The sequence below is a fragment of the Hydrotalea lipotrueae genome (assembly GCF_019249625.1).
Taxonomy (GTDB): Bacteria; Bacteroidota; Bacteroidia; order Chitinophagales; family Chitinophagaceae; genus Hydrotalea; species Hydrotalea flava.
The window spans coordinates 67,539-92,713 of record NZ_JAESDL010000009.1 but is presented as its reverse complement, the minus strand read 5'-3'; the positions used below and the strand labels follow the sequence as shown (position 1 = coordinate 92,713).

Here is a 25,175-nt window from a genome sequence, read left to right as displayed (position 1 = left end):
ATATAAATTATTTTATTTGCTGCATTAGTAAATCCCAATCTCCCGAAGCGGCTGCTTTTAGTAAGAGTGCCTGCCATATATTAATACATGCAAGTTTTGCAGACGTTTCTGCCCTATTTACAATATACAATGCCTGTTGCAAATCTATAATGGTAGCTAACCCATTTTCATATAGTACAGATTTTTGCAAAAAAGCATCACGTGCGGCTTTTAATTGAATAGGTACTTCTCGATAACTTTGCAATGTATTTTGAATACGCTGATCTGCCAGTATTAAAGCATCTTGCAATTGCGTATAAGTTTGATCATATTCCTGTTTATATGTCTCCGTTAATTCTCTTTGTGCATTCACCTGTTGTTTTATCTTAGGTATACTCATGATATTAAATGCCAACGATAAGCCGGCAATGTAATTAGAGCGCAGTGGTGTAATGCCATCAAAAAAACTTTTTGAGTAATTGTTGGGCGAAGCAGCACTGTACTGACTGCCAAAACCAGAACCTCTTGTTTGAAAAATACCAAAAAGATTAATACCGGGCAGGATGCTTTTCTTAATTGCATTTGCCTGCATTTCACTTTGCCGAATTTTACTTTCAAAAAATTTTACTTGTGGGTTAGCAGTAATATTAAATGATGAAACAAAATTTTGAGGAATGCGATTAAAAAAAGAAGTGTCTAAGAAAAATGTTTCAGGTTTTTGATTAAGTAATTGTGCCAATGTACTTTCTGCCTGCTGCCTGTTAGAGATAGCATCAATGAGAATTAAATATGCATTGGAATATTCTGAATTGGCAATAGAAGAATCAACCCCGGGATTAAGTCCATTCAAGGTTCTTGCCAATACGGCAGTTCTAAAAGTATCTGCCCGGTTTAAGTTTGCCTGTGCTTCGATTACCAAACCCTGTGCTGTTAATAAATTAAAATATGCTCCTGCCACTTTTACACTTAACACAAATTTTTCCTGTTCAACATCAGCAGAATCTGTTTGTACCACTGCATTAGCCGCTGCAATGCGGGATTGCTTTCTGCCAAACGTAAATGCCTCCCAGTTAGTAGAAATTAAATACAATGATCCAAAAGCTGCATTCCATTGCTGGCTGTTAAATACAGGCCCTGCTGATGAAACACCAAAAGCGCCATAAGGTGCACCGGGCCCATACAAACCATTAATACTTCCATAATTCTGCTGCATACTTGCCAAAATATTAGGCAAGTAATCATTTTTTACATTTTGTAATAAATAATTGGAAGCTTTTAAGTAGTGCTGCTTTGCTTTAATAGTTTGATAATTATTTAACCCGGAATGGATTGCTTCACTTAACAATAATGGTTGTTGCTGAGCATTAGAAAACTGAATTGTCAATATCAAACTGAAAAACAAAAACACAAAAACACATTTGGTATAGTTTAAAACCATATTATCAATTTAATCAACACTTAAAATTTATTCATTCCTAAAAATTAACCTTTAATGAATCACATTTTTTATTCATCATTTTCCTGGCTTGTAATTGTAGCCACAAAATGCCAGGCTTTTTTTGCATCTCTATCAATTATGCTTTGTAATAACTTTTCATGCAAGTCTTGTTTTAGCATAAACAAGTCTGTATCAACAAAAACTTCCTGAAAAAAATTTTTTAGCTGGGCGGCTATTGTTTTATACAAATCACATAAAATTTCATTACTACATGCTTCAGCAATGGCAAGATGGAATGATATATCAGCGTCAATACATTTTGCAACATCATTCCCAATAGCTGCTTTATAACGTTCTTTTAAATATTTACGCATGCAGTTAATTTGCCGGCTTGTTCTGTAAATAGCCGCTTTCTCTGCAATTTTTAGTTCCAGTAATTGCCTTACTTCATTTAGCTCCTCGCCTCGTGCCGACTGCAAGCGATGATACCATGGCACAGGTGTTCCATTTTTTAAAGCAACAAAAGTACCTACACCCTGCTGAACTTTTAAAATTCCGGAATAAGAAAGTATTCGGATGGCTTCCCGAATGGTTGATCTGCCTACACAAAAATATTCCATCAATTCGGGCTCAGTGGGTAATTGATCGCCTATTTTAAATTTTCCTGAGGCAATGTGTTGTTGCAATTTTTCTGCAACCACATCACTCAGCGAATTTTTTTTTACAGGTTCTGTATGCATATATTACATCATATCATCTGATGAATAAAAGTAAATTAATTTTATTACCAGACCAACATCTTTTGTTAAAAAGCATGTTTTATTAACCTATTTTAACTGAATTTTAAATAATTACCTGACAATGAAAAACGGGAAATATGATTACTGAGCCAATGAAACCCTGACTAAAACGCCAGCCCTGGTAACAATAGTAGGTGCAGCAGTTGAAATAAAAGGAGTCACTCTTCGTTGATCAAAAAACAGCCGGAGATTGATACGGTTATTATAAACATAATCAATAGCGGGTTGAATAATGACAACCTGTTGGCCTCCGGTTCCATAGGCTGTGGATTGGTCTATCCTGCTGTTACTGGTTGCATCATTTCTAAACGACAAATCGAGTTTAATGGTTAAATCGTTCTGCAATTTTGCATTCTTCATGCCCGGCAACTTAAACGGTAAACGTAAGCCACGTTTACGCCAATTGAAGCCCGTTGTCCACTGTGTACTGTTTGTTTCACTTAGCTGGTAATCAATTAAACTTAAACTCAATTGTCTGCTTTTGGCATATTCTAATTTTAAACTTAACTGTTTAGTGGTGGTAACTTCAATACCCAGTAACGGAGCAAACTGCTCTTGCATAGTGATATTGGGAACCAAATAATAAGGTATATAGTTACCACTCAGCGTATCTATAAAGCCCGGTGCACCATAACGAAATGGATCCTGATACAATAATGCACTGGAAAAGCTGTTCATACTTAAAGTGGCAGAATAAGCATGCGTAATATTAATGGCTGTAAAAATTTTAGCCAATGCAGGTATTTTACTTAACCCTGTATAGCTTAAGCGCCAATTGGGTTTTGGAAGAATACCACTAAATGGATTGGATCGAATACCCGATCCGGATCCCTTCAATAAAGGGAAAGTAGAAGGATCTTTTTTGGTATAAGCAGATAAAAAAGCGGGTATTAAAACATCTTGGGAATAGCGCCCGTAACCCGTTGCAAATCCGTCTGAAGTAAAAGTTGGATTCTGCTTCCAATAAGGATTTAAATTGGCTACTCTTTTTGAAATAATTTGTCTGTTATTTTCAAACTGAAGAAAAGTAGAAGATAATTCATTGGGATTGGTTTTTCGAAACAATGTTCCTAAAGCAATATAAGATACGCTGAAACCTCCGGCAGTATATGGATTAAGATGTTGCTGCGGCAATCCCAGCCCCGTTGTGTCTTTAAATAATTCACTGTAGTTTTTTGAGAAGCTTTTATTTAAACTTAGATCTACCCTGAATTCTCTAACAGGTTCTAACTGCGCAGTTAATCCTAATTTTTGTTCAAAATTTTGCTGATACAAGTAGTTGAAAGTACCGTCTTTTGTAATTAACCCTTGTGCCGCTTTTCTGTTTAACCAACTACTATCGGGTTGTCGGCCAAACACATAATCTAACCCTGGTTGCATGGTTTTCATGTCCTGCCCAAAAGCAGTGGTATTTCCTAACCAGCCGGGCACACGGCTATTGTAATTTTCGCCATAGTTCACTGATACATTTTTTATCATGGTAACCAAATGACCGGCTGCTCTAACAGCGCCATTCATTTGTGTGGGCTGATTGGCCTGTTGCAATCGCAATGCAGTTCTGTAATCACGCCGTTGTTGCCGCCATTTTCGCAATGCTATTCTTTTCTTTTTACCATGCAACCTGTTACCTGCAGTATCTGTAATCGCTTCTTCCCGGTTGGGTAAAGTAATTCCTAACGGGTTAGCATTTGCGCCATTAGGGCTGCTCACAGGTTTACCGGTTTGGTTATTAAAGAATTGTTTGGGCGGAGGCGGAGGACGATAGTCTAAATTCCGCAACCATTTTGATTTGGTATAAAGCCTTGTAAAATCAAACTGTGTATTTAAATTATTTTGTTGACTGTTTTCTAAGGTATTACCTAATGAAACAGCCAGTAAACTGGCAGCTATCCAGTTATAGGTAGTAGCATAACTGTATCGGGCTGCTATCCAATTAGTGAACGGGAATTTTGCAAGGGGTAAAGTATACGTTGCACTTGCTCGTTGCTGATAAAGGGTTGTTCGGCCACCACTAATAAAATTCTGCCATACTGAATCTTTTTTAGCTTTGGTATTAATCATTCCATAAGGTTCATCTACCCTGCCAAAACTGGTTGCAGAAAAATCGAGATTTACGGAACGTGCTACATCCCATCTAAAATTATAATATTTATCGAACGTAAAATATTTGTTGTAGGTAGTATCTACCAACATTACTTTGGTTTGTTGCTGATCGGTATTAATAATACGGGGAATATACTGCCCAAACTGCCGGTTCACATCGGCCCTGAAGCTAATGAGAGAAGGCCGCAGGTTCACATTAAAATCGCGAATAAAAGAGGTCCATTGGCTGTTTCCTTTAATTATTTTTTTGAAAGGTTCTTTGTATCTGGGTGGTGCATTATAAGTATATCCTAATCCGGCACGCCATTTTACTAAATTATTGAGCAAAGTAGTGGGGTTGTTTTGTACCGTTTGTGTAAAGGAATAGCTGACATCAAAATTACTGAGGCTCCATAAGTGCACTTTGCCTTTTGGCATTACACGTACATTGGTGAAATTGATGGTTTTGATGGTGGTTTGGTCAATTGCTGCATTTTTAATGGAATCGCGTTTGGCTTTTGTTTGCGCTGCACTTAGTTTTTGAGATAAGGTAATATCCAAATCAAATGGATCATATTTTGGTGAACTTACGGTTTTATCAAAACTGGCAAATACCGGCACCGATAACCTGGTGCCCTTCGGTAACAATTTACCCGCATCAATAGCAATAGAGGCATCAAACTGTGTAAAATTATCCAAAGCCCGTTGCCCAATATGCGATTCTAAGGAACCCCAACCTGCCGTATGCATACTTCCGGAAATAGACATTTTTCCCAAATCGGCCAAACCAATATCTACCCTTCCAACAGCTGCATAAGCACCCCTTTCATTAATATTCGATAGCCGTAATTCATCTACCCAAACTTCAGCACTTAGCGGTGTGGTATTGGTGCTGGCATTTTCTACGCCAATTAAAAATGCATTGACTGCACCAATATTCGGGTTACCTAAAACAGAAAATGTTTTATCCCCAATTACCTGCCGATATATGGTACTAACGGAAGCACCACTATTATTACGTTGTAGTTTTAAATTAGTTAATGTTTGAATATCGAAATCGAGGTTATTTTGTGTTGGCCATACTATAGTATCGGAAACAGGCGAATAATTGCCGGGTGGTGTAACCTTTAAAGGAACTTTTATTTCATAATAATTATTCAGATAGTCTTGCCCTATTCTAACCACCAAATTTAACTGATTGTCTTGCAATGCAGTATTTGGAGCCGCTTCCACATGCGCAAACATGAGCATTTTGCCATACAAACGCATATCATAATTGGGCAAAGTTTTAAACACTGCTCTGGAATTTCCCGGAGTAAGATGACCCACCTGTAAACTCAATGATTGTTCATTTTGTAAAATATTGATACCATTATTGCTTAGCTGTTGCACACGCTGAATGCCGGGAGGAATAACATAGTTTACCGGGGTACGACTACTGTTTTCCTCTAAATTTACAGCAAGGGTATTAAAGGTAATTGTGCTGGTATCAATAGGTGTATAAGAACCTGTTGTATCTAATTTAAACGTAAACTGCCGCCATTGATTGCGTACCAGTTCTAATTTTGCGAAGCGCAATACTACTGAATCCTGAAACCCTGTTAAATACATCCGCATAAACTGGATGGATTTAAAATCTGGTATTTGGCCTGTTTTACTGGCATAATCGCTCAATGGTATCCGAAACAAATACCAATTTTCAGTTCCGGTAGTTCCATCTGCATAGGTTACCGGCACTATGCGTTTATCAGAAATATATTTTGTTACGCCTACATCCATACCCGGCGCAAGATTTACCTGATATTCAAAATATTCTTCATCTTCATTTAAAGTATTATCATGGTTTAAATCTTCATTATCAGGATATAAAGTTGCTGCCGGAGAAAAAGGTGATGTTCCGGTAGCAATGGGCGAATTGCCTTGCGGATTATTGAAATTTTTATAACGCTCCAATATTCCTGCCCCACTTGCATCAAAGCTCGGATCGCGATACCATTTATAATCATCATTCGAAGGATCCTGAATGGCACGTTGATAAATAGGTGAATTTGTGCCAAAATTTGCTGTTATTTTAGAAAGATAATCGGTACGTTTTCTTCGCTCCCCATCATTATCTAAACCATCCAAACCCACATCCTGATATACCCTATCGCCAGGATTGTTGCTGAATGCATTGGTTACTTGAATAGGATTCACAGGCACTCTTCCCCAAGTTGTACTACTATCAATAGCAGCGGGTGAGGTAGGGGTATTTAGTCCGTTTTCATAAAAACGTTTGCCATCTTTCAGAATATCTTCACTTACATTACCAAAATCAATCATTAACTGGCCGCCGGTACTATTCGGCAATTTGATAAAAGGATCCTGAATCCAGAATTGTACATACTCAATATTATTGGTTTCAAAATCTGTTTGATCAATAGCCCGCATAATACCACCCCATCTTTTTTTCGGATTTAATAATTTTCCATTGGCATTTACCTGAGAGGGATCATTGTCATAATTATAAGGGCCAATATCTGTAGGATAGTATGCTACATCGAAAGTTGAGGTTTGAGTATTTACAATATTGGTAGTAAGCTGCGGAAATAACTCATTGGTATATACCAGTCTTACACGAGGATCACTCAGTGCTGCCAAATTTCCTCTCAGCGGATTGTTGGGGCTGTTCTTGTCTTGCAAATTCGGTTCAATATTATACCAGGCAATTTTTGCTCTGTTTTTATTATAGTCAACAGAATCTATTAATAATGCTTCCGGAAAATTAGGATTACCAGCCGGAGTGGAAGCCAAAGCCCATGCCGTTGATGGAAACCTTAAATCAATATTAGAAGTAGTTCCCTCAAAATCATCTAAATAAATTAAACCATTATTGCCCGATCCAATTTGGGGTGGATGGCCGGGTTTAAAATAAGCACCTTCGCCATAAGCAGCAATGGTACTCATGGTTTTGGTAGAATAGAAAGGCAGCTTATTCAAAGCTCTCGTCAATCCGGGCCAGTTAGAGTGATAACTGAAATCAACACCATACATGGTATTGCGAATAGGATCTTCACCATAATTCATTTTGGTAAAGAATGGCCGTTCATTCAAACGCTCTATAGTAGCACCAATGGCTAATTTTTTACTGGCGGCATAATCTAACCGTAAACCAAGGAAACCTCGTTGCTGAATACCAAATGAAGCATTGTTTTCATAAGAAACATTTACGGGAATACCGGAATTAATAATAGCCTGATTTAAAATTTTGACAGAACCTAAATTATAATCAATGGTATAATCAACTCCTTCAGTTAAGGTTTGCCCTCCTGCAGTAAGTTTTACTGATCCGGGAGGTATATTATATGCACCGAGATAAATATCGCTTCCACTGGTGCCTTTTGCCTGCCCCTTCATCACAAAGCGGTCTACGTTAGCATAGGTTTGCGCAATGGCTTTAATGGAATCATATAATTGGTAATACACATATTTTTGAATCAGCGCTGCCGGTTGTCCTGCAAAAGCCAGATTTTGTAAATCTTTACCAAAAGGCTCTAGCACGGGAAAGATAATTTTACCTTGTTGAGACAAGATGGTAAAACCTTCCAGATAATCGAAAATACCATCGGGCTGAGGATCATTCTGATTATTTAAGCGGTCTAAATTTAAAATGGTCAATAAAGGCTTTCCTTCAACAGATGGAGCTGATTCAGGTAAATATCTTTTCAAACCACCACTGGGTTGGTTGTATAATACATTCAATTGAAAACCATCTCTTGACACACCGGCCAGATCTAATGAGTATACGTTTTTCATCATCAATCCCCAAATGGGCAAATTGGTGCGGGCTGATGTAGCTTTCAATAATTTTAAATACAATACTTTTTGTACCCCTTGTGTAGAATCTACAGCAACATCCTGCGAAAATTCACCTACCTGATATACCTGCCCATTGTAAGTGTACTGATAAGCCACTGCCAACACATCATTCGGTTGCAGTTGTGCATTCAATGACAAGAAACCAATTTGCGGATTAAAATAATATTCAGTAGGTGCTAATTTGCGTGCAAAAGTTTTTTCATAATCATTTACCTGCGTTAACCCTTTACTTTGCAAAAATGCACCTACAGTAGATGGGTCTCGGTTTTGCGTAATAGCACTATACAAAGTATTGGCGCCATTTTGTGGTAAAGGGCTGCTCGTTAGTGATTGAAAATTGGGATTATAAGGCTGTGGTTCACCCAAATCCATCAACCCTACTATGGCACGTGTATCAGTAGTTGAACCATTTCTGTTGGTTACCCAAACTTCAATGCGTTGTATTTGTACCTGACTATTTACAATCGGCAAATTACTCATGGCCGTATTGTAATTATTACGGAAATATTGTGCTAACAGAAAGTCGCGGTTCTCATCGTAATCATCTAATTTTTTTTGAAAATTGGTGATGGCCGCACCACCCTGCAAAGCCTGTGTTTGCCGTTGCGACTGCTGGTTCGCTAATACAGCAGTAACACTTAATTTACCAAACTGCAACTGTGTTTTTATACCGAACAAATTTTGTGCACTCGACATGAGTGCCCCCTTGGTTTGAAAGGCAATATTACCGGCCTCAATACTTCTGATAATTTCATCGTCCATGCCTTTATAATTCAACTTTAACTGATTGAGATAATTAAAGTTAGCCAGTGTATTATAATTAATGGGAAGCTTTAATTTATTTCCAATATTGGCATTTACATTTAAATTGGTATTCAGGTTAAAATCAAATCCACCGGTTCTCCGGGCTGCTTCCGGCAAAGTGGGATTTAATGTATTTTGACCATTATAACCCATTTGAATATCTACGCTACCCTGAGGTTTTATGTCTACTTTTAAACCATCCGGACCTACACCAAAAATCCGGTCAAATAGTGTATTATAAACTCTTACCGGCGGTCTTTGAACTTTTTTATTGAGTAAGGTTAAAGCATCGGCACGTTGTTTAAAATAATCGTCCTGTTGTTGCTGGGTTCTTAACTTGTAATACTCTTCAAAAGTTAAAGCGGTCGGTTTTCTGAAATAAGTATTCCCTACTTTTTCTAAAATATAATATTGATTGGTTTTGGGGTCGTACTCTACTTTTTGTTTGATATATGAGGTATCATTTAAATCGAACGGATTTTTATTTTGCCAGGATAAAAAATCGCCCCTCCGGTCATGAATAGGAAAACGCAATGAGTTTCCTCCTTTTTTTAGTGTATCAGTAGTTTGGGCAAATAAACATCCATACGGAAACAACAACACCGAAGCAGTTAGTAAAAAAGCAGTAAGCAATAAGGTTCCTTTCTTCAAAAAAAGCAGGCTTGGTTAGGTAAATTTATAGGCTATTGTTATAAGTTTTTTAATGATTGCTTAATAATTTCTTCTAAAGATAATTCAGGTTTTGTTAACATAATTTTTTTAACTGCATTTTCTGCGGCCGGCCGGCCAATACCCAATGCAATCAGTGCCTGAACAGCGTCATCATCTACAGATATTAAGTTATTGGCGTTAGATAATCCAGTAACATCCATTTCTTTTTTGCTAATCTTATCTCTTAGTTCTAATACCAGTCTTTCAGCCGTTTTTTTGCCAATACCCTTTACAGTGGCCAGCAAAGCGGTATTACCCTGCGCTATAGCCTGACTAATTTCATGTGGTCTTAAACCAGACAACATCATTCTGGCAGTAGCAGCACCCACACCCGATACACCAATTAACAGTAAAAACATTTCTTTTTCTGCCGGTTCGGCAAAACCAAAAAATGTTTGCCCATTTTCGGTAATATGTAAGTAAGTGTGTAATAAGCCGGTCGACAAATCTTTGATGGCAGAATAAGTATGCAAACTAATTTGCATTTCATACCCAATACCATTGGCCTCTATAATGGCATGCGCCGGCGATTTAACCACAAAACTTCCTTTTATATATGCTATCATAGTTGCAGGGTCAAAAATAGGGTTTTCATTCATAATATAACCTGCAAATAGGCCAATATGATAGTATTCTAAAATAAAAGCGGATATTTGCGGTCATTTTTACAAAAAAGTACAACAATTATATGAGCAAGATTTCAGCCGCTATTACCGCTGTTGGAGGTTATGTACCCGAAACGAAACTAACCAATTTTGATTTGGAGAAAATGGTGGATACCAATGATGAATGGATAAGAACCCGTACAGGAATAGAAGAACGCAGAATTTTAAAAGAACCCGGCAAAGGCAGCAGCGATATGGCTGTTCCTGCTATCCAGGAAATATTAAAGAAAAAAAAATTACAAGCAACCGATATTGACTGTATTATTTGTGCCACCGTTACACCCGATATGGTTTTCCCCGCTACTGCCAATATTATTGCAGATAAATTAGGCGCCACCAATGCCTGGGGATTCGATTTGAGTGCAGCCTGCAGTGGCTTTTTATTTGCCCTTACTACCGGTGCGGGCTTAATAGAAAGCGGCCGCTACAAAAAAGTAATTGTAGTGGGTGTAGATAAAATGAGTGCCATTATAGATTATACCGACCGCTCCACCTGTATTATTTTTGGAGATGGTGCCGGTGCCGTATTGTTAGAACCCAACACTGAAGAATTGGGTATTCGGGATAGTATTTTACGCAGTGATGGTTCAGGTGCCAAATACCTGCACATGAAAGCAGGTGGTTCTGTAAAACCCGCCACTGTTGAAACTGTTTTAGCAAAAGAGCATTTTGCCTATCAGGAAGGACAGGCTGTATTTAAATTTGCAGTGAAGGGCATGGCAGATGTGAGCGCTGAAATTATGGAAAGAAACAATCTGACTGCAGCAGATATAGCATGGCTGGTACCCCATCAGGCCAATCTTAGAATTATTGATGCTACAGCCAACAGGATGGGATTAGACAAAGAAAAAGTGATGATTAACATTCAACGATATGGCAATACAACTGCTGCTACCATTCCGCTTTGCTTATGGGAATGGGAAGACCGCTTAAATAAAGGCGATAATATTGTTTTATCTGCTTTTGGAGGTGGTTTTACATGGGGGGCCATTTTGCTGAAATGGGCTTATTAAAATAACAATTGAATTTGTTGAGGTGATGGCGGTATTCCATCACCTTTTTTATATTCTAACCCACTGTATATAATCTGTAGATGGCAATTCTGTTACGCCCAATTGCCGTAACATGGTTACCAACTGACCTCTGTGATAGGTACTGTGATTAAAAATATGCAGCAATATTTGCCACAAAGGCTGCTCAAAATATTCTTTTTTTGAATTTTTATATAAAATCACTTTTTCCAATTGTTCATCATTTAAACCATTCATCCATTCCACCCATAGTGTATCCTGACGGGCCAAGCCATTAAGTACATCGCTGGTACTTAATCCGGCATCTTTTAGTTGCCATGCAGTTTGTGGCTCTTCGCGCAGCCGCTGCCACCAAATGGTTTCTGCACCCAGTAAATGTAATAACGTACTGTATATACTTGGAAAACTACTCACCACTATTTGATGGTGCTTTGCCGGTTCTAAATTTTGAATAACATGTATCAATTGCAAATTAGCCCATTGATTATAAATGGCATATGAAATAAATAGCGATTTCATGTTCAATACGTTCTATTCGATCAAAAAAAGTTGTTGATTAAAATTAGATAAAAAACAGCTCAATTCGAACCTTCAATAAAAATAAACCGCATCCCGAAAAATAATCGCAGGTATACTTTAAATTCACCTTTATTTTTGTAACCCATAGTACCATAAAACCAGCCAAATTATGAAGCACATATTCCCCTTTACCGGCATCAGTTCAGTTGCATTGCATAGCACCAGTGAGGAAAATGCCGAGTTTGCACATATTACACCAATCTATGCCACATCTACATTTACTTTTTCTACTGCAGAAGAAGGAATGGAAAGATTTGCAGGGGAAGATAAATCCAGAATTTATGGTCGTTGGGGCAACCCTACTTTTACGGCTGCAGAAGAAACCATTGCAGCATTAGAAGCCTTTGGCATAAAAAACAATAATGGCACACCGCTACAATTGAAAGCATTGTTACATGCCAGCGGACAGGCAGCAATGACAACTCTTTTCATGAGCACACTAAAAGCAGGAGATGCCGTATTATCGCATTACTCCTTATATGGCGGTACTCATGAATTGCTACTAAAAGTTTTATCCAATGCCGGTGTTCACACTATTATTGCAGATTTAAGAGATGTGGCACAGGTGGAAGATATTATCAAAAAAAATCCGGCTATCAAATTAGTGCATTTAGAAACCCCGGCAAACCCAACCATTCAGTGTATCGACATTGCAGCCATTACCCAACTTGCAAAACAACATCATATACTGGTTTCCGTAGATAATACATTTGCTACACCTTATTTACAACAACCTTTTAAATATGGCGTTGATTTTGTTTTTCACTCCACCACTAAATTTTTAAACGGGCATGGTACAGCCATTGGTGGTGTTTTAATTGGAAATGATATTGAATTTATGCAAACACATGCCTGGAAATGGCAGGTTTTACTAGGCGGCAACAGCAATCCCTTTGATGCTTTTTTATTGATGAACGGATTAAAGACACTGGAATTGCGGATGGACCGCCATTGCAGTAACGCAAAAGCAGTAGCTGAATTTTTAGACCAGCACCCGGCCATTGAAAAAGTAAATTATGCCGGATTAGCAACCCATCCTGATTATGCTATTGCAGCCAAACAAATGAAACATCCCGGCGCACTCATGAGCTTTGAAGTAAAAGGTGGATTAGAAGCAGGTAAAAAATTTATAGATAAATTGCAAATGTGTGTTCGGGCAATTTCACTGGGCACATTAGATACTTTATTATCCCACCCCGCCAGCATGAGCCACAGAGGCGTTAGCGTGGAAGAACGTTTGAAATTTGGCATTACAGATGGATTAATTCGGTTAAGTGTGGGTATTGAAAATATTGCAGATATTTTAAATGATTTTGATCAGGCATTATCTTAATAAACATATGAATATTCAAATTAGAAAAGCTGAAAAAAAAGATTGCGCAAGATTATTAGAATTAATTCATGAACTGGCTGTTTTTGAAAAAGCACCGGAAGAAGTAACCGTTACCTTACAACATTTTGAAGAAAGCGGATTTGGTGAAAAGCCTGTTTGGTGGGCATTGGTAGCCGAGGTAGAGGGTGTAGTTCAGGCATTTGCACTTTACTATATTCGGTACAGTACATGGAAGGGGCAGCGCATGTATTTAGAAGATATTTTGGTAACGGAACAAATGAGGGGTAAAAAAATTGGCAGCCTGCTTTTTGATGCGCTTATTCAGGAAGCAAAAGAAAAAAAATTAAATGGAATGGTATGGCAGGTATTGAATTGGAATGAACCTGCCATTCAATTTTATAAAAAGTATAATGCCAAAATTGAAGATGAATGGATGAACTGCTCGCTTCAGTTTTAAAAAATAAAATGGGTAGCTTTCAATAACGGCTACCCATTTTCGTTTATACTTTTTTGGGGCATTTTAACTAACGCCATCTGTTGTAATATTCTTTGCAATTTTTTGAACCAACCCCTGCAATACTTTACCCGGACCTACTTCTGTAAAATGCGTAGCGCCGTCAGCAACCATTGCTTCCACACTTTGTGTCCATTTAACAGCACCGGTTAATTGCACTATTAAATTTTGTTGAATGGTTTTGGCATCATTCACTGCCTGTGCCACAACATTTTGATAAACCGGGCAAACGGGTTCACTAAAATTGGTTTTTTGAATGGCTTCGGCTAATTCTTTTTTGGCAGGCTCCATTAAAGGAGAATGAAAAGCTCCTCCAACCGGCAATACCAAAGCACGTTTGGCGCCTGCTGCTTTCATTTTTTCGCAGGCAATTTCCACTCCTTTAATGGTACCACTAATCACCAATTGTCCGGGACAATTGTAATTGGCAGCCACCACCACTTCGCCTGTTTCCTGTTGTACTTCCGCACAAATGGCCTCAACTTTTTCATCGGGCATTGCCAATATGGCGGCCATAGTAGAAGGTTGTAATGCACAGGCTTTTTGCATGGCATTGGCACGAACTGCCACTAATCGTAACGCATCTTCAAATTGCAACACTCCATTGGCTACCAAGGCAGAAAACTCTCCCAACGAATGGCCTGCTACCATATCAGGCTTTGGTGAAGGCAGCATGGCATAAGCAATCACTGCATGCAAAAAAACTGCCGGTTGCGTTACATTGGTTTGTTTCAACGCTTCATCTGTTCCGGTAAACATGATATCGCTAATGCGAAAACCCAATATTTCATTTGCCTTTTCAAACATTTCCTTTGCAATAGCATGTTGCTCATACAATTGTTTACCCATTCCACTAAATTGCGCACCCTGTCCCGGAAAAACATATGCATGTTTCATTATAAAAAATTTATTGAATTCCTATATTAAAAATTACGATTGCTTTTTAAATGTTTTCATCTGCTGCCAATAAAACATCCATTTAAAATTAATGCAAGTATACTTATAAATTAAAAACCGAAGTATTGTTTTATACAACTATCCTGTAAAATATTTAAAATAGTTTGTATTATATGCATACAAAAGCCGGTAGCAAAAACAACCGGCCAATTGTGCATCGGGCTTTTCTCTCAGAACTTCGTGTTCAATTCCAAATATTTCAGAAATTCATTCCGGGTAGTTTCTTCTTTAAATTTACCTTCGTAAAAAGAGGTAATGGTAGTAGAAGTATCATCCTCAACACCTCGGCTAGCCACACATAAATGCTTTGCATCAATTACAACTGCTACATCGTTGGTACCCAAAATTTGTTGTAATTCGGTGCCTATTTGCATGGTAAGCCGTTCTTGCACCTGTGGCCTTTTAGCAAAATATTCTACCATTCGGTTTAGCTTGCTTAATCCTATTACTTTACCATTGCTAATGTAGGCTACATGCGCTTTTCCAATAATGGGTACAAAGTGATGTTCGCAATTGCTGTAAAAAGAGATATTTTTTTCAACCAGCATTTGGTTATACTGGTAGGTATTATTAAACAAAGTCACTTTAGGTTTATTGGCAGGATTCAATCCTCTGAATATTTCTTTAATATACATTTTTGCCATTCGCTTAGGCGTACCTTTTAAACTGTCATCAGTTAAATCTAACCCCATAATTTCCATAATAGAACGGAAATGTTTTTCGATAGCTTTTGTTTTTTCCTCATCAGATAAATCGAAAGCATCTTCCCGAAGAGGTGTATCTACTGATGTAAGGATGTGATTATCACCCATTTCATCAATCAATACATCGGTTAATTCTGCTTTAGTTTTGCCATTAAGCTGGATACTCGACATAGTTTCGCTCTGTTTCATATAAAAATATTTTTAGTTCTAATTGTTCGTCCAGCTTATCACGCAGCAACTGATAAATAACTTTTGCTATGTTTTCGGCTGTGGGGTTTACTTGTTGAAAGTAACCCGTATCTAAATTCAAATTTTTATGATCAAATTGGTCTAATATTTCTTTTTTTATCAATGCACTCAAAACTTTTAAATCTAACACATAACCGGTATCGGGATTGGGTTCACCGGTTACTTTCACAATTAATTCATAATTATGACCATGAAAATTTTTATTATTACATAAACCAAATACAGTTGCATTTTTTTCATCACTCCATGCATTATTATGCAACCTGTGGGCGGCATTAAAATGTTCTTTACGATATACTGCTACTTTGTTTTGCTTCATAATTTTCCTTTCTGTTACACTTGCTGATGCAATTCACATACAACTGTTCACACAGTTCGGTTGCACACTTCAAAAAAAACCTAAAAACCCAACTGAAAACTTTTTTTACAGGCACTGCATCAGAAGTGTGCTGATCAAGTGGCCTGTACCGATAGAAAGCTTTTTTTAATACACTGAAATATTTATCAAAATTAGCCTGCTAACCAATAGTAACCAATTAATGATTATTTTGTTTAAAAATTTTTTATTTTTTTTAAACAAAACAGCTAACCTGTAATTTTGTCGTATTGTTTTTTTTGCATGGTATTTGAACATCTTAAACTCTTAACTTCATTCAAAATTAATTGAGCATGTACTTACAAAAAGAATTTGAGCAATATGCGATTCATCACAGAAGAATCAGCAGTGCAACATTACATAATTACCGCAACCATTTCAATCCAACCGCTTTAACCCCTTATATCATTGAAGAACGCTCCCTCAATGTTGCCCAAATGGATGTTTTTAGCCGGCTTATGATGGACCGTATTATTTTTTTAGGAGAAGCAATAGATGATTATGTGGCCAATATTGTAACAGCGCAATTGTTGTTTTTAGATAGTACAGACCGCACCAGAGACATACAAATGTATATCAACAGCCCTGGTGGCAGTGTATATGCCGGCATGGGTATTTATGATACCATGCAATTTGTTACCCCCGATGTTTCTACCATTTGCACCGGCGTAGCAGCCAGTATGGGTGCCGTTTTATTATGTGCAGGTGTAAAAGGAAAGCGCACCGCATTAAAACACAGCAGAATAATGTTGCACCAACCCAGTGGCGCTATTGGTGGCCAGGCAACAGATATTGAAATTACTGCCCGTGAAATCAAAAAATTAAAGTTAGAACTGTATGAAGTAATTGCAGAGCATACAGGAAAAGATATTGAAACAGTAGGTAAAGACTGCGACAGAGATTTTTGGATGACTGCACAAGATGCCAAAGCATATGGATTGGTGGATGAGGTTTTATTCCGTAATCCTAAAAAAGATAAAAAAGACTAATTGCTGCATTGTCTGCCATTTTTACCAACATTTTAAAGCAAAATATTTATGATTACGAACAAATACATCATTAATCCTTACTTAAATGAAGAAGGAGAAGAAGAAAACAACAATAAGGAAGAGAAAGAACCCATGAGCCCTCAGATGCTGAAAAAAATGGAGAAACTTTTTTTTGAAAGAAGAGCAGTTTATTTGTGGGGAATAGTAGATGATAAAAGTGCCAGAGAGTTGGTGAGCAAATTGTTATTGTTAGATGCAGATAAACCCGGAGAAGAGATAAAATTATACATCAATAGCCCCGGCGGAGTAGTTACCAGTGGCATGGTAATTTACGATACCATTCAACTCATCCAATCGCCCGTAAGCACTATTTGCATGGGATTAGCTGCCAGTATGGGCTCTATTCTATTAAGTGTTGGCAAAAAGGGGAAAAGATTTATTTACCCGCATGGCGAAGTAATGATTCATCAACCCAGCCTTAGTGGTTATATTCAGGCCACATCAGCCGATATTGAAATTCAGGCCGATCAAATGAAAAAAACAAAGGATTTAGGCGCGAAAATTTTAGCTGAAAATTGCGGTAAACCAGTAGAACAAATCATGACAGATTTTGACCGCGATTATTGGATGGATGCGAAAGAAGCCGTTGAATATGGTATTGTAGATGCCGTACTTACCAAAATATAAATCCTGCATCATTACCGAATGTCACTTTTAACCTAAACGGTATCAACAAATTAGTAACTTTGCCAGTCACTACATGTACCTACGGGCAGTGGTTGTATGTTGTTTTAATGTGTTAACCCATTCATTAACAGCTTATTAAAACACACAAAAATTGTATTATGGCCAAACAAACACATTTACATTGTTCATTTTGTGGAAGAAGCCGGGCAGAAGTAAAAATTCTGATAGCCGGACAGGAAGCGCATATTTGTGAAAATTGCATTGAACATGCTCAGGAAATTATTGCACAGGAACTAAAAGATAATAACATTCAACCTGCCGCAAACTCAACTAAAATATCTATAAAAAAACCCTTAGAAATTAAAAAATTTTTAGATGAGTATGTAATTGGGCAGGATGAAGCAAAAAAAGTTTTAAGTGTAGCGGTATACAATCATTATAAACGTATTACTCAAAAAACACAGGCAGATGATATTGAAATTGATAAAAGCAATATCATTATGATTGGCGAAACCGGTACCGGAAAAACATTGTTGGCTAAAACCATTGCCAAAATGCTGAATGTACCTTTTGCCATAGTTGATGCTACTGTTTTTACAGAAGCAGGTTATGTGGGTGAAGATGTAGAAAGTATGCTAACGCGCCTGCTGCAAAATTGTAATTATGATGTTAATGCTGCAGAAAAAGGAATTGTTTATGTGGATGAGATTGATAAAATTGCCAGAAAAGGCGATAACCCATCTATTACCCGTGATGTAAGCGGAGAAGGTGTTCAACAGGGATTATTGAAAATGCTGGAAGGTACAGAAGTTTTAGTTCCTCCGCAGGGCGGCAGAAAACATCCCGAACAAAAAATGATTAAAGTAGACACAAAAAATATATTATTTATTTGTGGTGGCGCTTTTGATGGTATTGATAAAATAATTGCCAGAAGAATTAATACCAATGCCATTGGATTTAATGTAGATAAAGATGAACAGGAAAATAAAAGAAACAACCTGCTGCAATTTGTGAGTGCACAAGATTTAAAATCGTTTGGTTTAATTCCTGAATTATTAGGCCGTTTGCCGGTATTAACCCATTTGGATCCCTTAGATAAATCTACCTTACGCAATATTTTAACGGAGCCTAAAAATGCATTAATTAAACAATACAAGCGTTTGTTTGAACTGGAAAATATTATATTAACTATTGACGATGAGGTATACGACTTTATGGTTACAAAAGCTTTGGAATACAAACTTGGGGCCAGAGCATTGCGCAGTATTTGCGAAAGTATTTTAACCGATGCCATGTTTGAGTTACCCGGATCACGGCAAAAAGAATTTCATGTAGATCTGGCTTATGCCGAAAAAATGTTCAATAAAAGCAAATTAAGCCTTTTAAAAGTTGCATAGCCAACATACAATTGAATTAACCCCTAACAAATCAAATCATTAAAAAATAAACACATGAATGAACTGATTGAACGCTTAGTAGCAGAAGCCGGCTTAACGCCCGAACAGGCACAAAAAGCCATTGAAACAATAGCAGGATATGTAAAAGAAAAATTTCCTATGTTGGGAGGCGCAGTCAATAATATTTTCAAAAAATAAAAAAATGAGGAAGTCTCAAAAGTAAAATGATGCGTTTGAAAATGGCTTAAATGAAAACTTTCTCCACCCCCTCCCTTACCGAATAATATAAGGCTGCCTCGGACTTTTGAAACAGCCTCATTTTTTTGCCACTTTCCTTATCAGTTCATACAACTGTTATCTGCAAAATAAGGTATATCATCGTGCGATATTTTATCTTTCTGTTGCCAGTATGCCAGTGTTACTATTTTCCCGTCTTTTGTTTTGAGTGCCCTGCCAAAAATTGCATTAGTAACATTAAAGGTTACATCGGTAACACCTATAGTAAACAATTCAGGAACTATTTTTTCGTTCGGCAATGCTGATTCAACAACTGTATTTTTCGCTGCGGGATTGATTACGGGAACAACTACAACGGTATATCCGTTATAGGTTAACAGATTTTTTAAAAACATTACGCGTTCGCTGGAAATATTGCGTTCTACGATAGCACATTTTATTCCATCCAAATCTTCAAATTCATGATTTTTATTGATGGCCATACACATTATTTTTTAAAAAGCAGCGGCTGCTAATGAATAAATGTAAGTATAAATCCAACTACCCACACCGGTAATAATTACCCCCGCAATGCAAATGAAAAAACTAAATTGAACGGGTTTGGGAATCTGAATAGGCGCTATTACTGCGGCAGATTCACGATGAAAAATTACTACTACTACTCTCAAATAATAATACAATGAAACCACTAAATTCAAAGCTGCAAAAGTAATCCACCCAAAATAATTGCTTTGTGCACCTGATAATAACAGGAAAAATTTTCCAAAAAAACCTGCAGTAGGTGGTATACCTGCTAATGAAAACAATCCCAGCAATAACACCCATGCTAAAAAAGGATTGGTTTGATAAAACCCTTTAAAATCTTCAATTTTTTCTTTTCCGGTGATGGCTGCCACCAATGCTATTACCCCAAAAACACAAAGGTTAGAAAATAAATACACCACTATAAAATAAACAACTGCAGCGCTACCAGTTATATTTTGACCCAATAAAGCAATTAAAATAAACCCTACCTGTGTAATGGAAGAGAATGCCATGAATCTTTTAAAATTCTGCTGTCGCAATGCAAATAAATTTCCAACTACAATCGTTAACGTTAGCAGAATCAGGACCATCACATGCCATACATTTTCTAAAGAATTAAATACTTTGAATAAAAAATTCAGCAAAACAAATAAAACAGATGCTTTAGAAACAACTGATAAAAAAGCCGTAATAGTTACCGGAGATCCTTCATAAACATCTGCAGTCCATAAATGAAAAGGCACTACTGAAATTTTAAAAGCCAGTCCAACAAAAAAAAGTACAAAAGCCAAAATAGAAAAAAAATTTATAACCAAATGATCGGCAATACTAATAAAACTGAGCGAACCAGTGCAGCCATATAGTAATGAAATACCAAATAATAATAATGCAGATGCGAAAGAAGCAGAAACAATGAACTTAAATGCAGCTTCAGAAGATTGTTTTTTTTGCAAATGAAAATTAGCCAATATAGCCAAAGGAATGCTAGAGAGTTCTAACCCCACATAAAAAAACAGTAAGTTGGTAGCTGAAATCATACAAAACATTCCCAATAAAGAGCTGAGCAATAATACATAGAACTCCATTATCTGTTCATGATGAAGCAACCAGTTATATGCCTGTAAAGAAATGAGATAAGTTGCAAACACAAGCACCGTTTTTTCAAAAGCATTGAAGGGCGTTAATTGAAACATGGTACTTAAATCAGTGGAATAACCAACCTGCCAAAAGCCTGCCAGTACTGTTACTAACAACATGACATTTACCCATTGCATGGTCCATTCCTGTTGCAGTTTCTTACCTGAAAGTTGTACCAGTAATAAAATAAAAATAGTGAGCAACAAGAGCAGCTCTTGTTTAAAAGGTAATAATAGTTGTATATAATAATACGTCATGTGGCTGAAGGGATAGAATGATTCAATTATTTAAAAATATATTGTTGAAAAAACAGTATTGAAGGTGTAATTAATTTCAATAATAAAAATGGTGTAACACCAACCAATAAAATACCCAATACCAAAATAGTACCCGCCCATTGTTCATACCAACGTGCATCTGTTGGCGTATGCTCAAATTGCTTTGCCTTGCCCATTAATACCGTACCAATGGCTCTAAGCACATATACAGCCGTAATTACAATTGATGCGGCAGCTGCAATGGTGGCAATTCTGTATGCTGTAACCGGCTGCTGCCAGGAACCTACTAAAACCGTCATTTCTGCAGTAAAGCCACTCAACCCCGGCAAGCCCAATGAAGTAAGACCTGCCAATATAAACAAACCACCAATAAAAGGCATATATACCAGTAATCCACTCATTTCCTGAATAATGCGGGTATGTGTTCTGCTGTATATCATTCCAATTGCAGCAAAGAAAAGAGCAGTCATCAATCCATGTGAAACCATTTGTAATACTGCACCTGTTAAAGCCACCGGCGTTAACATACCAATTCCAAGCAATACAAATCCGCAATGGCTAATGGAAGAATAGGCATTCATATATTTCAGGTCTTTTTGAACCATAGTAGCAAAAGCACCATACAATATGGCAATAGCTGCAAGCAGAATAATATAAGGCGCATAAAACTGAGCCGCTGCAGGCATCAGTAATAGCACCAATCGCAATAACCCATATCCGCCCAATTTCATTGAAATACCTGCTAAAAACATAGAGCCTGCAGTTGGTGCAGATGAATGCCCATCCGGTACCCATGTATGAAAAGGAAACAATGCCGTAAATACCCCAAAACCAATAAACAAAAAAGGAAAAAATGTTAGCTGTACCGCATAAGGGAGTTGCATGTGAGCAATTTGCAACATATCAAAACTTTGCAACTGGCCGGGTTCGTGGTAATACAAACCTAAAATGCCCATAAACAGTAATGCAGAAGCGCCAATTAACATTAATACCAATTTAGTTGCACTATAGGCCTTTTTACCATTACCCCATATCAGAATGAGTAAAAATTTTGGGACTACGGCAATTTCCAAAAAGAAAAACATTAAAAATAAATCAATCGAGATAAAGAAACCATAGGCTCCCAAAGCCAATAATGTTAACAAAATAAAAAATTCCTTTTGCAAAAGCACTTCTTTCCATGAAACCAGAATAGCTGCTATTACAATGAATGCAGTTAAAAACAACATCACCATCGAAATACCATCTACACCAATATGATAATGAATGTGTAAAGGAGCAAACCAGATGATATCTGTTTGTAATAGCATTGCTCCATTTGTTGTTGTTTGTAAACCCAAATATTGTATCAGTACACCAATAATTACCAACAACTGTATTACCGAACCGGCTAAAGCAATCGGCTTCATATACTGCTCATTTTTAACCATCAATAGCAATAAAACAGTTAGCAGCGGAGCGATTAATAAAAAATTAACAATCATATTTTTTGTTCAGGTTTTAGCAACAGCAATCAGTTTTTATATAATACCACTGCCAATAAGCATAGCACACCTATTAAAAAATACAAAAGGTATTGCTGTATTTTACCTGATTGTATTTTTTTTATTAACAATGAAATTTGAAGTGTAAGTAAACCACTTAAATTCACCATCCCATCCACTATATTTTTATCCATCCAAGCGGTTGTATTGCCTATTCCATTCATTACAATTTTGTGTGTAATAAAGAGATATATTTCATCGATATAAAACTTTTGTCGAATGGTAACATACAACCATCCAAACGATTTTTCTAATAAAGCAGGTAAATTATTTTGCTGATAATACAATACTGCCGCATAAAAAATGCCAAGTACAGAGAGTGAAACAGGAATAACGGAAAAGCCAAAATGTATTTCCAACAACAAAGGCTTTCCATTAGCACTTATAAAAGTTCCAAAGGGAATAAAGCCTGTAATCAATACCAGGATAGCAAGTATTATTAATGGTATCCGAATCGGCCAGCCACCCTCATTTGTGATTGAAGTAGCATCTGAAACAGGCTTGTTCCAAAAAATACTAAAATACAATCGAAACATATAAAAGGCAGTAATAGCAGCAGTAATCAATGCTATAGCATATAACCATTTATTGCTTTCATAAGCTGCAGATAAGATTGCTTCTTTACTAAAAAAACCAGAAAAGGGAGGTATACCTGAAATAGCCAAACAGGCGATTAAAAAACTAACATGGGTAACAGGAAGTTGTTTGCGTAATCCACCCATTTCATGCAAATCATTGGTATGCACAGCATGTATAATAGCCCCGGCACCCAAAAACAAAAGCGATTTAAAAAATGCATGTGTAAATAAATGAAACATAGCTGCAGTATAACCTTCATGAATACCATTCAGGCTATCATCTACACCCAGAGCCAGCATCATATAACCAATTTGAGAAATGGTAGAAAATGCCAATACTCGTTTAATATCAGACTGTGTGCAAGCTATGATGGCAGCAAACAATGCCGTTCCAGCACCCACAATTGCAATAATGTACAAAACTGTTGCATCCATTTGGAAAACCGGGAAAAATCGTGCGATTAAATACACTCCGGCAACTACCATTGTGGCTGCATGTATTAAAGCAGAAACAGGAGTAGGTCCTTCCATGGCATCGGGCAACCAGATATGCAAAGGAAACATCGCTGATTTTCCGGCAGCACCCATAAATAAGAGCAGACATGCCCAGGTTAACACCGACATGCCCAAAAATGATGCAGTCGCACCATGCCATAATACCTGTTGCTGTGAAATGGAACTAATCATTTGAACAATATCAAAATCATTGACCAGACTACCCAAAATCAATATACCGATTAAAAACCCAAAATCAGCAAAACGGGTAACAATAAAAGCTTTTTTTGCTGCAGCAACGGCCTCCGGTTTTGTGTAGTAAAACCCAATTAACAAATAAGATGAAATACCCACCAATTCCCAAAACATAAACAGTTCAAAAAGATTACCGGATAATACCAACCCCAGCATGGCAAATGTAAATAAGCCTAAATAGGCAAAATAATAGCCATACCTTTTTTCTCCTTTCATATAACCCATACTAAACACATGCACCATCAACGAAATAAAGCTAACAATTAGCAGCATCATGACAGAAACAGCATCGATGATAATGCTAAAATCAATTGACAGATAATCGGTAAAAACAAGCCATTTCACATCTACCGGCACAAACAAAGCATAGGCTCCATTGATTTTTCCATATTCAAAGAAATATTGCCAGGCAAATACAAATGCCAAAATATTTGTAATCACCAAAACGAGTGTAGAAAAATAACCGGAAAATATTTCCATACGTCTTCCGGTAAAAAAACGGATTACCACAAATGCACTTAATGGTAAACTGAGTATTAGTATCATCATCAACCCTTCGTTCATAGCAGTAATTTAAACATTCAAATAATCCAATTATGTTTGTATTTAATTTATATGTTACACAATAAAATAATTTTTAAATAAAATTCATTTCAATATTGCATTTTCTCTGTTTCAGCCACATCAATTTGTTGTTGATAACGATATAAATGAATGATAATGGCAATGGCAACTGCGGCCTCGGCAGCCGCAATTGTAACTACAAACAAAAAAAAGAAAACACCATCTAATTTTTCTGGATAGAGGTATTTATTAAATGCCACAAAATTGATGTTTACACTATTCAGCATCAATTCAATACTCATTAAAATTGCAATCATATTCCTTCGTGTTAACAGACCAAATACCCCAATAAAAAACAAGGCTGTACTTAACAATAAAATATGTTGCAATGTTATTTGTTGCATCATTT

At 36.9% G+C, this 25,175-nt stretch carries 20 protein-coding genes; 7 read left to right on the top strand and 13 right to left on the bottom strand.

The window, feature by feature from the left end:
• Window positions 1-7: 7 nt before the first annotated feature.
• The 4 genes from JK139_RS07350 to ruvA all read right to left on the bottom strand — a co-directional run bounded on the left by JK139_RS07350 (window position 8) and on the right by ruvA (window position 10,271).
• A complete protein-coding gene (locus tag JK139_RS07350; protein WP_074418109.1) occupies window positions 8-1,417 on the bottom strand; it encodes a TolC family protein in 1,410 nt (469 codons plus the stop codon).
• A gap of 68 nt (window positions 1,418-1,485) precedes the next feature.
• Complete coding sequence (locus JK139_RS07345) at window positions 1,486-2,157, bottom strand: FadR/GntR family transcriptional regulator (RefSeq protein WP_074419828.1); 672 nt, start codon at window positions 2,155-2,157, stop codon at window positions 1,486-1,488.
• A gap of 141 nt (window positions 2,158-2,298) precedes the next feature.
• Window positions 2,299-9,612: a T9SS outer membrane translocon Sov/SprA gene (gene sov / locus JK139_RS07340; protein WP_228733162.1), complete on the bottom strand. Its 7,314-nt coding sequence runs from the start codon at window positions 9,610-9,612 to the stop codon at window positions 2,299-2,301.
• A 38-nt stretch (window positions 9,613-9,650) separates the two neighbouring features.
• A complete protein-coding gene (gene ruvA, locus JK139_RS07335; RefSeq protein WP_228733161.1) occupies window positions 9,651-10,271 on the bottom strand; it encodes a Holliday junction branch migration protein RuvA in 621 nt (206 codons plus the stop codon).
• An 89-nt stretch (window positions 10,272-10,360) separates the two neighbouring features.
• Here ruvA and JK139_RS07330 point away from each other — a divergent pair, with 89 nt between their 5' ends.
• A complete protein-coding gene (locus JK139_RS07330) occupies window positions 10,361-11,350 on the top strand; it encodes a beta-ketoacyl-ACP synthase III (protein WP_074419827.1) in 990 nt (329 codons plus the stop codon).
• 48 nt (window positions 11,351-11,398) lie between these two features.
• Here the strand turns inward: JK139_RS07330 and JK139_RS07325 are convergent, their stop codons facing one another.
• On the bottom strand, window positions 11,399-11,887 hold the full coding sequence (locus tag JK139_RS07325) for a DinB family protein (RefSeq protein ID WP_218330933.1): 489 nt from the start codon (window positions 11,885-11,887) through the stop codon (window positions 11,399-11,401).
• A gap of 169 nt (window positions 11,888-12,056) precedes the next feature.
• On the opposite strand from JK139_RS07325, the gene JK139_RS07320 reads away from it, so the two are divergent.
• Window positions 12,057-13,280, top strand: coding sequence for a trans-sulfuration enzyme family protein (locus JK139_RS07320; protein ID WP_074418135.1), 1,224 nt, complete (start codon window positions 12,057-12,059; stop codon window positions 13,278-13,280).
• 7 nt (window positions 13,281-13,287) lie between these two features.
• Window positions 13,288-13,737, top strand: a complete 450-nt coding sequence (locus JK139_RS07315; RefSeq protein WP_068246285.1) for a GNAT family N-acetyltransferase — start codon at window positions 13,288-13,290, stop codon at window positions 13,735-13,737.
• Window positions 13,738-13,800: 63 nt separating this feature from the next.
• Here JK139_RS07315 and fabD read toward each other — a convergent pair whose 3' ends face one another.
• The 3 genes from fabD to JK139_RS07300 form a co-directional block, all read right to left on the bottom strand.
• On the bottom strand, window positions 13,801-14,691 hold the full coding sequence (fabD, locus tag JK139_RS07310; protein WP_218330932.1) for an ACP S-malonyltransferase: 891 nt from the start codon (window positions 14,689-14,691) through the stop codon (window positions 13,801-13,803).
• A 230-nt stretch (window positions 14,692-14,921) separates the two neighbouring features.
• The gene (gene folE / locus JK139_RS07305) at window positions 14,922-15,644 is read right to left on the bottom strand and encodes a GTP cyclohydrolase I FolE (RefSeq protein WP_228733160.1); all 723 of its coding nucleotides are present in this window, start codon (window positions 15,642-15,644) and stop codon (window positions 14,922-14,924) included.
• Window positions 15,607-16,023, bottom strand: coding sequence for a 6-pyruvoyl trahydropterin synthase family protein (locus tag JK139_RS07300; protein WP_074418138.1), 417 nt, complete (start codon window positions 16,021-16,023; stop codon window positions 15,607-15,609). Before JK139_RS07300 ends, folE begins: the two co-directional genes overlap by 38 nt.
• A gap of 350 nt (window positions 16,024-16,373) precedes the next feature.
• On the opposite strand from JK139_RS07300, the gene JK139_RS07295 reads away from it, so the two are divergent.
• From JK139_RS07295 to JK139_RS07280, 4 genes are all read left to right on the top strand, one after another.
• Window positions 16,374-17,069 (top strand): ClpP family protease, encoded by a 696-nt coding sequence (locus JK139_RS07295; protein ID WP_074418139.1) that lies wholly within the window; start codon window positions 16,374-16,376, stop codon window positions 17,067-17,069.
• A gap of 48 nt (window positions 17,070-17,117) precedes the next feature.
• Window positions 17,118-17,756 (top strand): ClpP family protease, encoded by a 639-nt coding sequence (locus JK139_RS07290; RefSeq protein ID WP_074419376.1) that lies wholly within the window; start codon window positions 17,118-17,120, stop codon window positions 17,754-17,756.
• Window positions 17,757-17,914: 158 nt separating this feature from the next.
• Window positions 17,915-19,153, top strand: coding sequence for an ATP-dependent Clp protease ATP-binding subunit ClpX (clpX, locus tag JK139_RS07285; RefSeq protein ID WP_218330931.1), 1,239 nt, complete (start codon window positions 17,915-17,917; stop codon window positions 19,151-19,153).
• A gap of 54 nt (window positions 19,154-19,207) precedes the next feature.
• Window positions 19,208-19,351, top strand: coding sequence for a hypothetical protein (locus tag JK139_RS07280; protein WP_176712999.1), 144 nt, complete (start codon window positions 19,208-19,210; stop codon window positions 19,349-19,351).
• A gap of 140 nt (window positions 19,352-19,491) precedes the next feature.
• Here the strand turns inward: JK139_RS07280 and JK139_RS07275 are convergent, their stop codons facing one another.
• The 5 genes from JK139_RS07275 to nuoK all read right to left on the bottom strand — a co-directional run bounded on the left by JK139_RS07275 (window position 19,492) and on the right by nuoK (window position 25,173).
• Complete coding sequence (locus tag JK139_RS07275; protein ID WP_068246217.1) at window positions 19,492-19,872, bottom strand: hypothetical protein; 381 nt, start codon at window positions 19,870-19,872, stop codon at window positions 19,492-19,494.
• Window positions 19,873-19,884: 12 nt separating this feature from the next.
• A complete protein-coding gene (locus JK139_RS07270; RefSeq protein WP_218330930.1) occupies window positions 19,885-21,309 on the bottom strand; it encodes an NADH-quinone oxidoreductase subunit N in 1,425 nt (474 codons plus the stop codon).
• Window positions 21,310-21,335: 26 nt separating this feature from the next.
• Window positions 21,336-22,814 (bottom strand): complex I subunit 4 family protein, encoded by a 1,479-nt coding sequence (locus JK139_RS07265; protein WP_218330929.1) that lies wholly within the window; start codon window positions 22,812-22,814, stop codon window positions 21,336-21,338.
• A gap of 29 nt (window positions 22,815-22,843) precedes the next feature.
• Entirely contained in the window at window positions 22,844-24,766 is a 1,923-nt protein-coding gene (gene nuoL, locus JK139_RS07260) for an NADH-quinone oxidoreductase subunit L (protein ID WP_074419379.1), read from the bottom strand.
• A gap of 89 nt (window positions 24,767-24,855) precedes the next feature.
• Window positions 24,856-25,173 carry an NADH-quinone oxidoreductase subunit NuoK gene (gene nuoK, locus JK139_RS07255; protein ID WP_228733159.1) on the bottom strand — a complete coding sequence of 106 codons (318 nt, stop codon included), beginning with the start codon at window positions 25,171-25,173 and terminating at the stop codon, window positions 24,856-24,858.
• Between the last annotated feature and the right edge of the window lie 2 nt (window positions 25,174-25,175).

Excerpts from the sequence above, each read along its gene's own strand:
- JK139_RS07350 (WP_074418109.1), bottom strand. The coding sequence starts at position 1,417 with ATGGTTTTAAACTATACCAAATGTGTTTTTGTGTTTTTGTTTTTCAGT.
- JK139_RS07345 (WP_074419828.1), bottom strand. The coding sequence starts at position 2,157 with ATGCATACAGAACCTGTAAAAAAAAATTCGCTGAGTGATGTGGTTGCA.
- ruvA (WP_228733161.1), bottom strand. The coding sequence starts at position 10,271 with ATGAATGAAAACCCTATTTTTGACCCTGCAACTATGATAGCATATATA.
- JK139_RS07330 (WP_074419827.1), top strand. The coding sequence starts at position 10,361 with ATGAGCAAGATTTCAGCCGCTATTACCGCTGTTGGAGGTTATGTACCC.
- JK139_RS07325 (WP_218330933.1), bottom strand. The coding sequence starts at position 11,887 with ATGAAATCGCTATTTATTTCATATGCCATTTATAATCAATGGGCTAAT.
- JK139_RS07320 (WP_074418135.1), top strand. The coding sequence starts at position 12,057 with ATGAAGCACATATTCCCCTTTACCGGCATCAGTTCAGTTGCATTGCAT.
- JK139_RS07315 (WP_068246285.1), top strand. The coding sequence starts at position 13,288 with ATGAATATTCAAATTAGAAAAGCTGAAAAAAAAGATTGCGCAAGATTA.
- fabD (WP_218330932.1), bottom strand. The coding sequence starts at position 14,691 with ATGAAACATGCATATGTTTTTCCGGGACAGGGTGCGCAATTTAGTGGA.
- folE (WP_228733160.1), bottom strand. The coding sequence starts at position 15,644 with ATGAAACAGAGCGAAACTATGTCGAGTATCCAGCTTAATGGCAAAACT.
- JK139_RS07300 (WP_074418138.1), bottom strand. The coding sequence starts at position 16,023 with ATGAAGCAAAACAAAGTAGCAGTATATCGTAAAGAACATTTTAATGCC.
- JK139_RS07295 (WP_074418139.1), top strand. The coding sequence starts at position 16,374 with ATGTACTTACAAAAAGAATTTGAGCAATATGCGATTCATCACAGAAGA.
- JK139_RS07290 (WP_074419376.1), top strand. The coding sequence starts at position 17,118 with ATGATTACGAACAAATACATCATTAATCCTTACTTAAATGAAGAAGGA.
- clpX (WP_218330931.1), top strand. The coding sequence starts at position 17,915 with ATGGCCAAACAAACACATTTACATTGTTCATTTTGTGGAAGAAGCCGG.
- JK139_RS07280 (WP_176712999.1), top strand. The coding sequence starts at position 19,208 with ATGAATGAACTGATTGAACGCTTAGTAGCAGAAGCCGGCTTAACGCCC.
- JK139_RS07275 (WP_068246217.1), bottom strand. The coding sequence starts at position 19,872 with ATGGCCATCAATAAAAATCATGAATTTGAAGATTTGGATGGAATAAAA.
- JK139_RS07270 (WP_218330930.1), bottom strand. The coding sequence starts at position 21,309 with ATGACGTATTATTATATACAACTATTATTACCTTTTAAACAAGAGCTG.
- JK139_RS07265 (WP_218330929.1), bottom strand. The coding sequence starts at position 22,814 with ATGATTGTTAATTTTTTATTAATCGCTCCGCTGCTAACTGTTTTATTG.
- nuoL (WP_074419379.1), bottom strand. The coding sequence starts at position 24,766 with ATGAACGAAGGGTTGATGATGATACTAATACTCAGTTTACCATTAAGT.
- nuoK (WP_228733159.1), bottom strand. The coding sequence starts at position 25,173 with ATGATGCAACAAATAACATTGCAACATATTTTATTGTTAAGTACAGCC.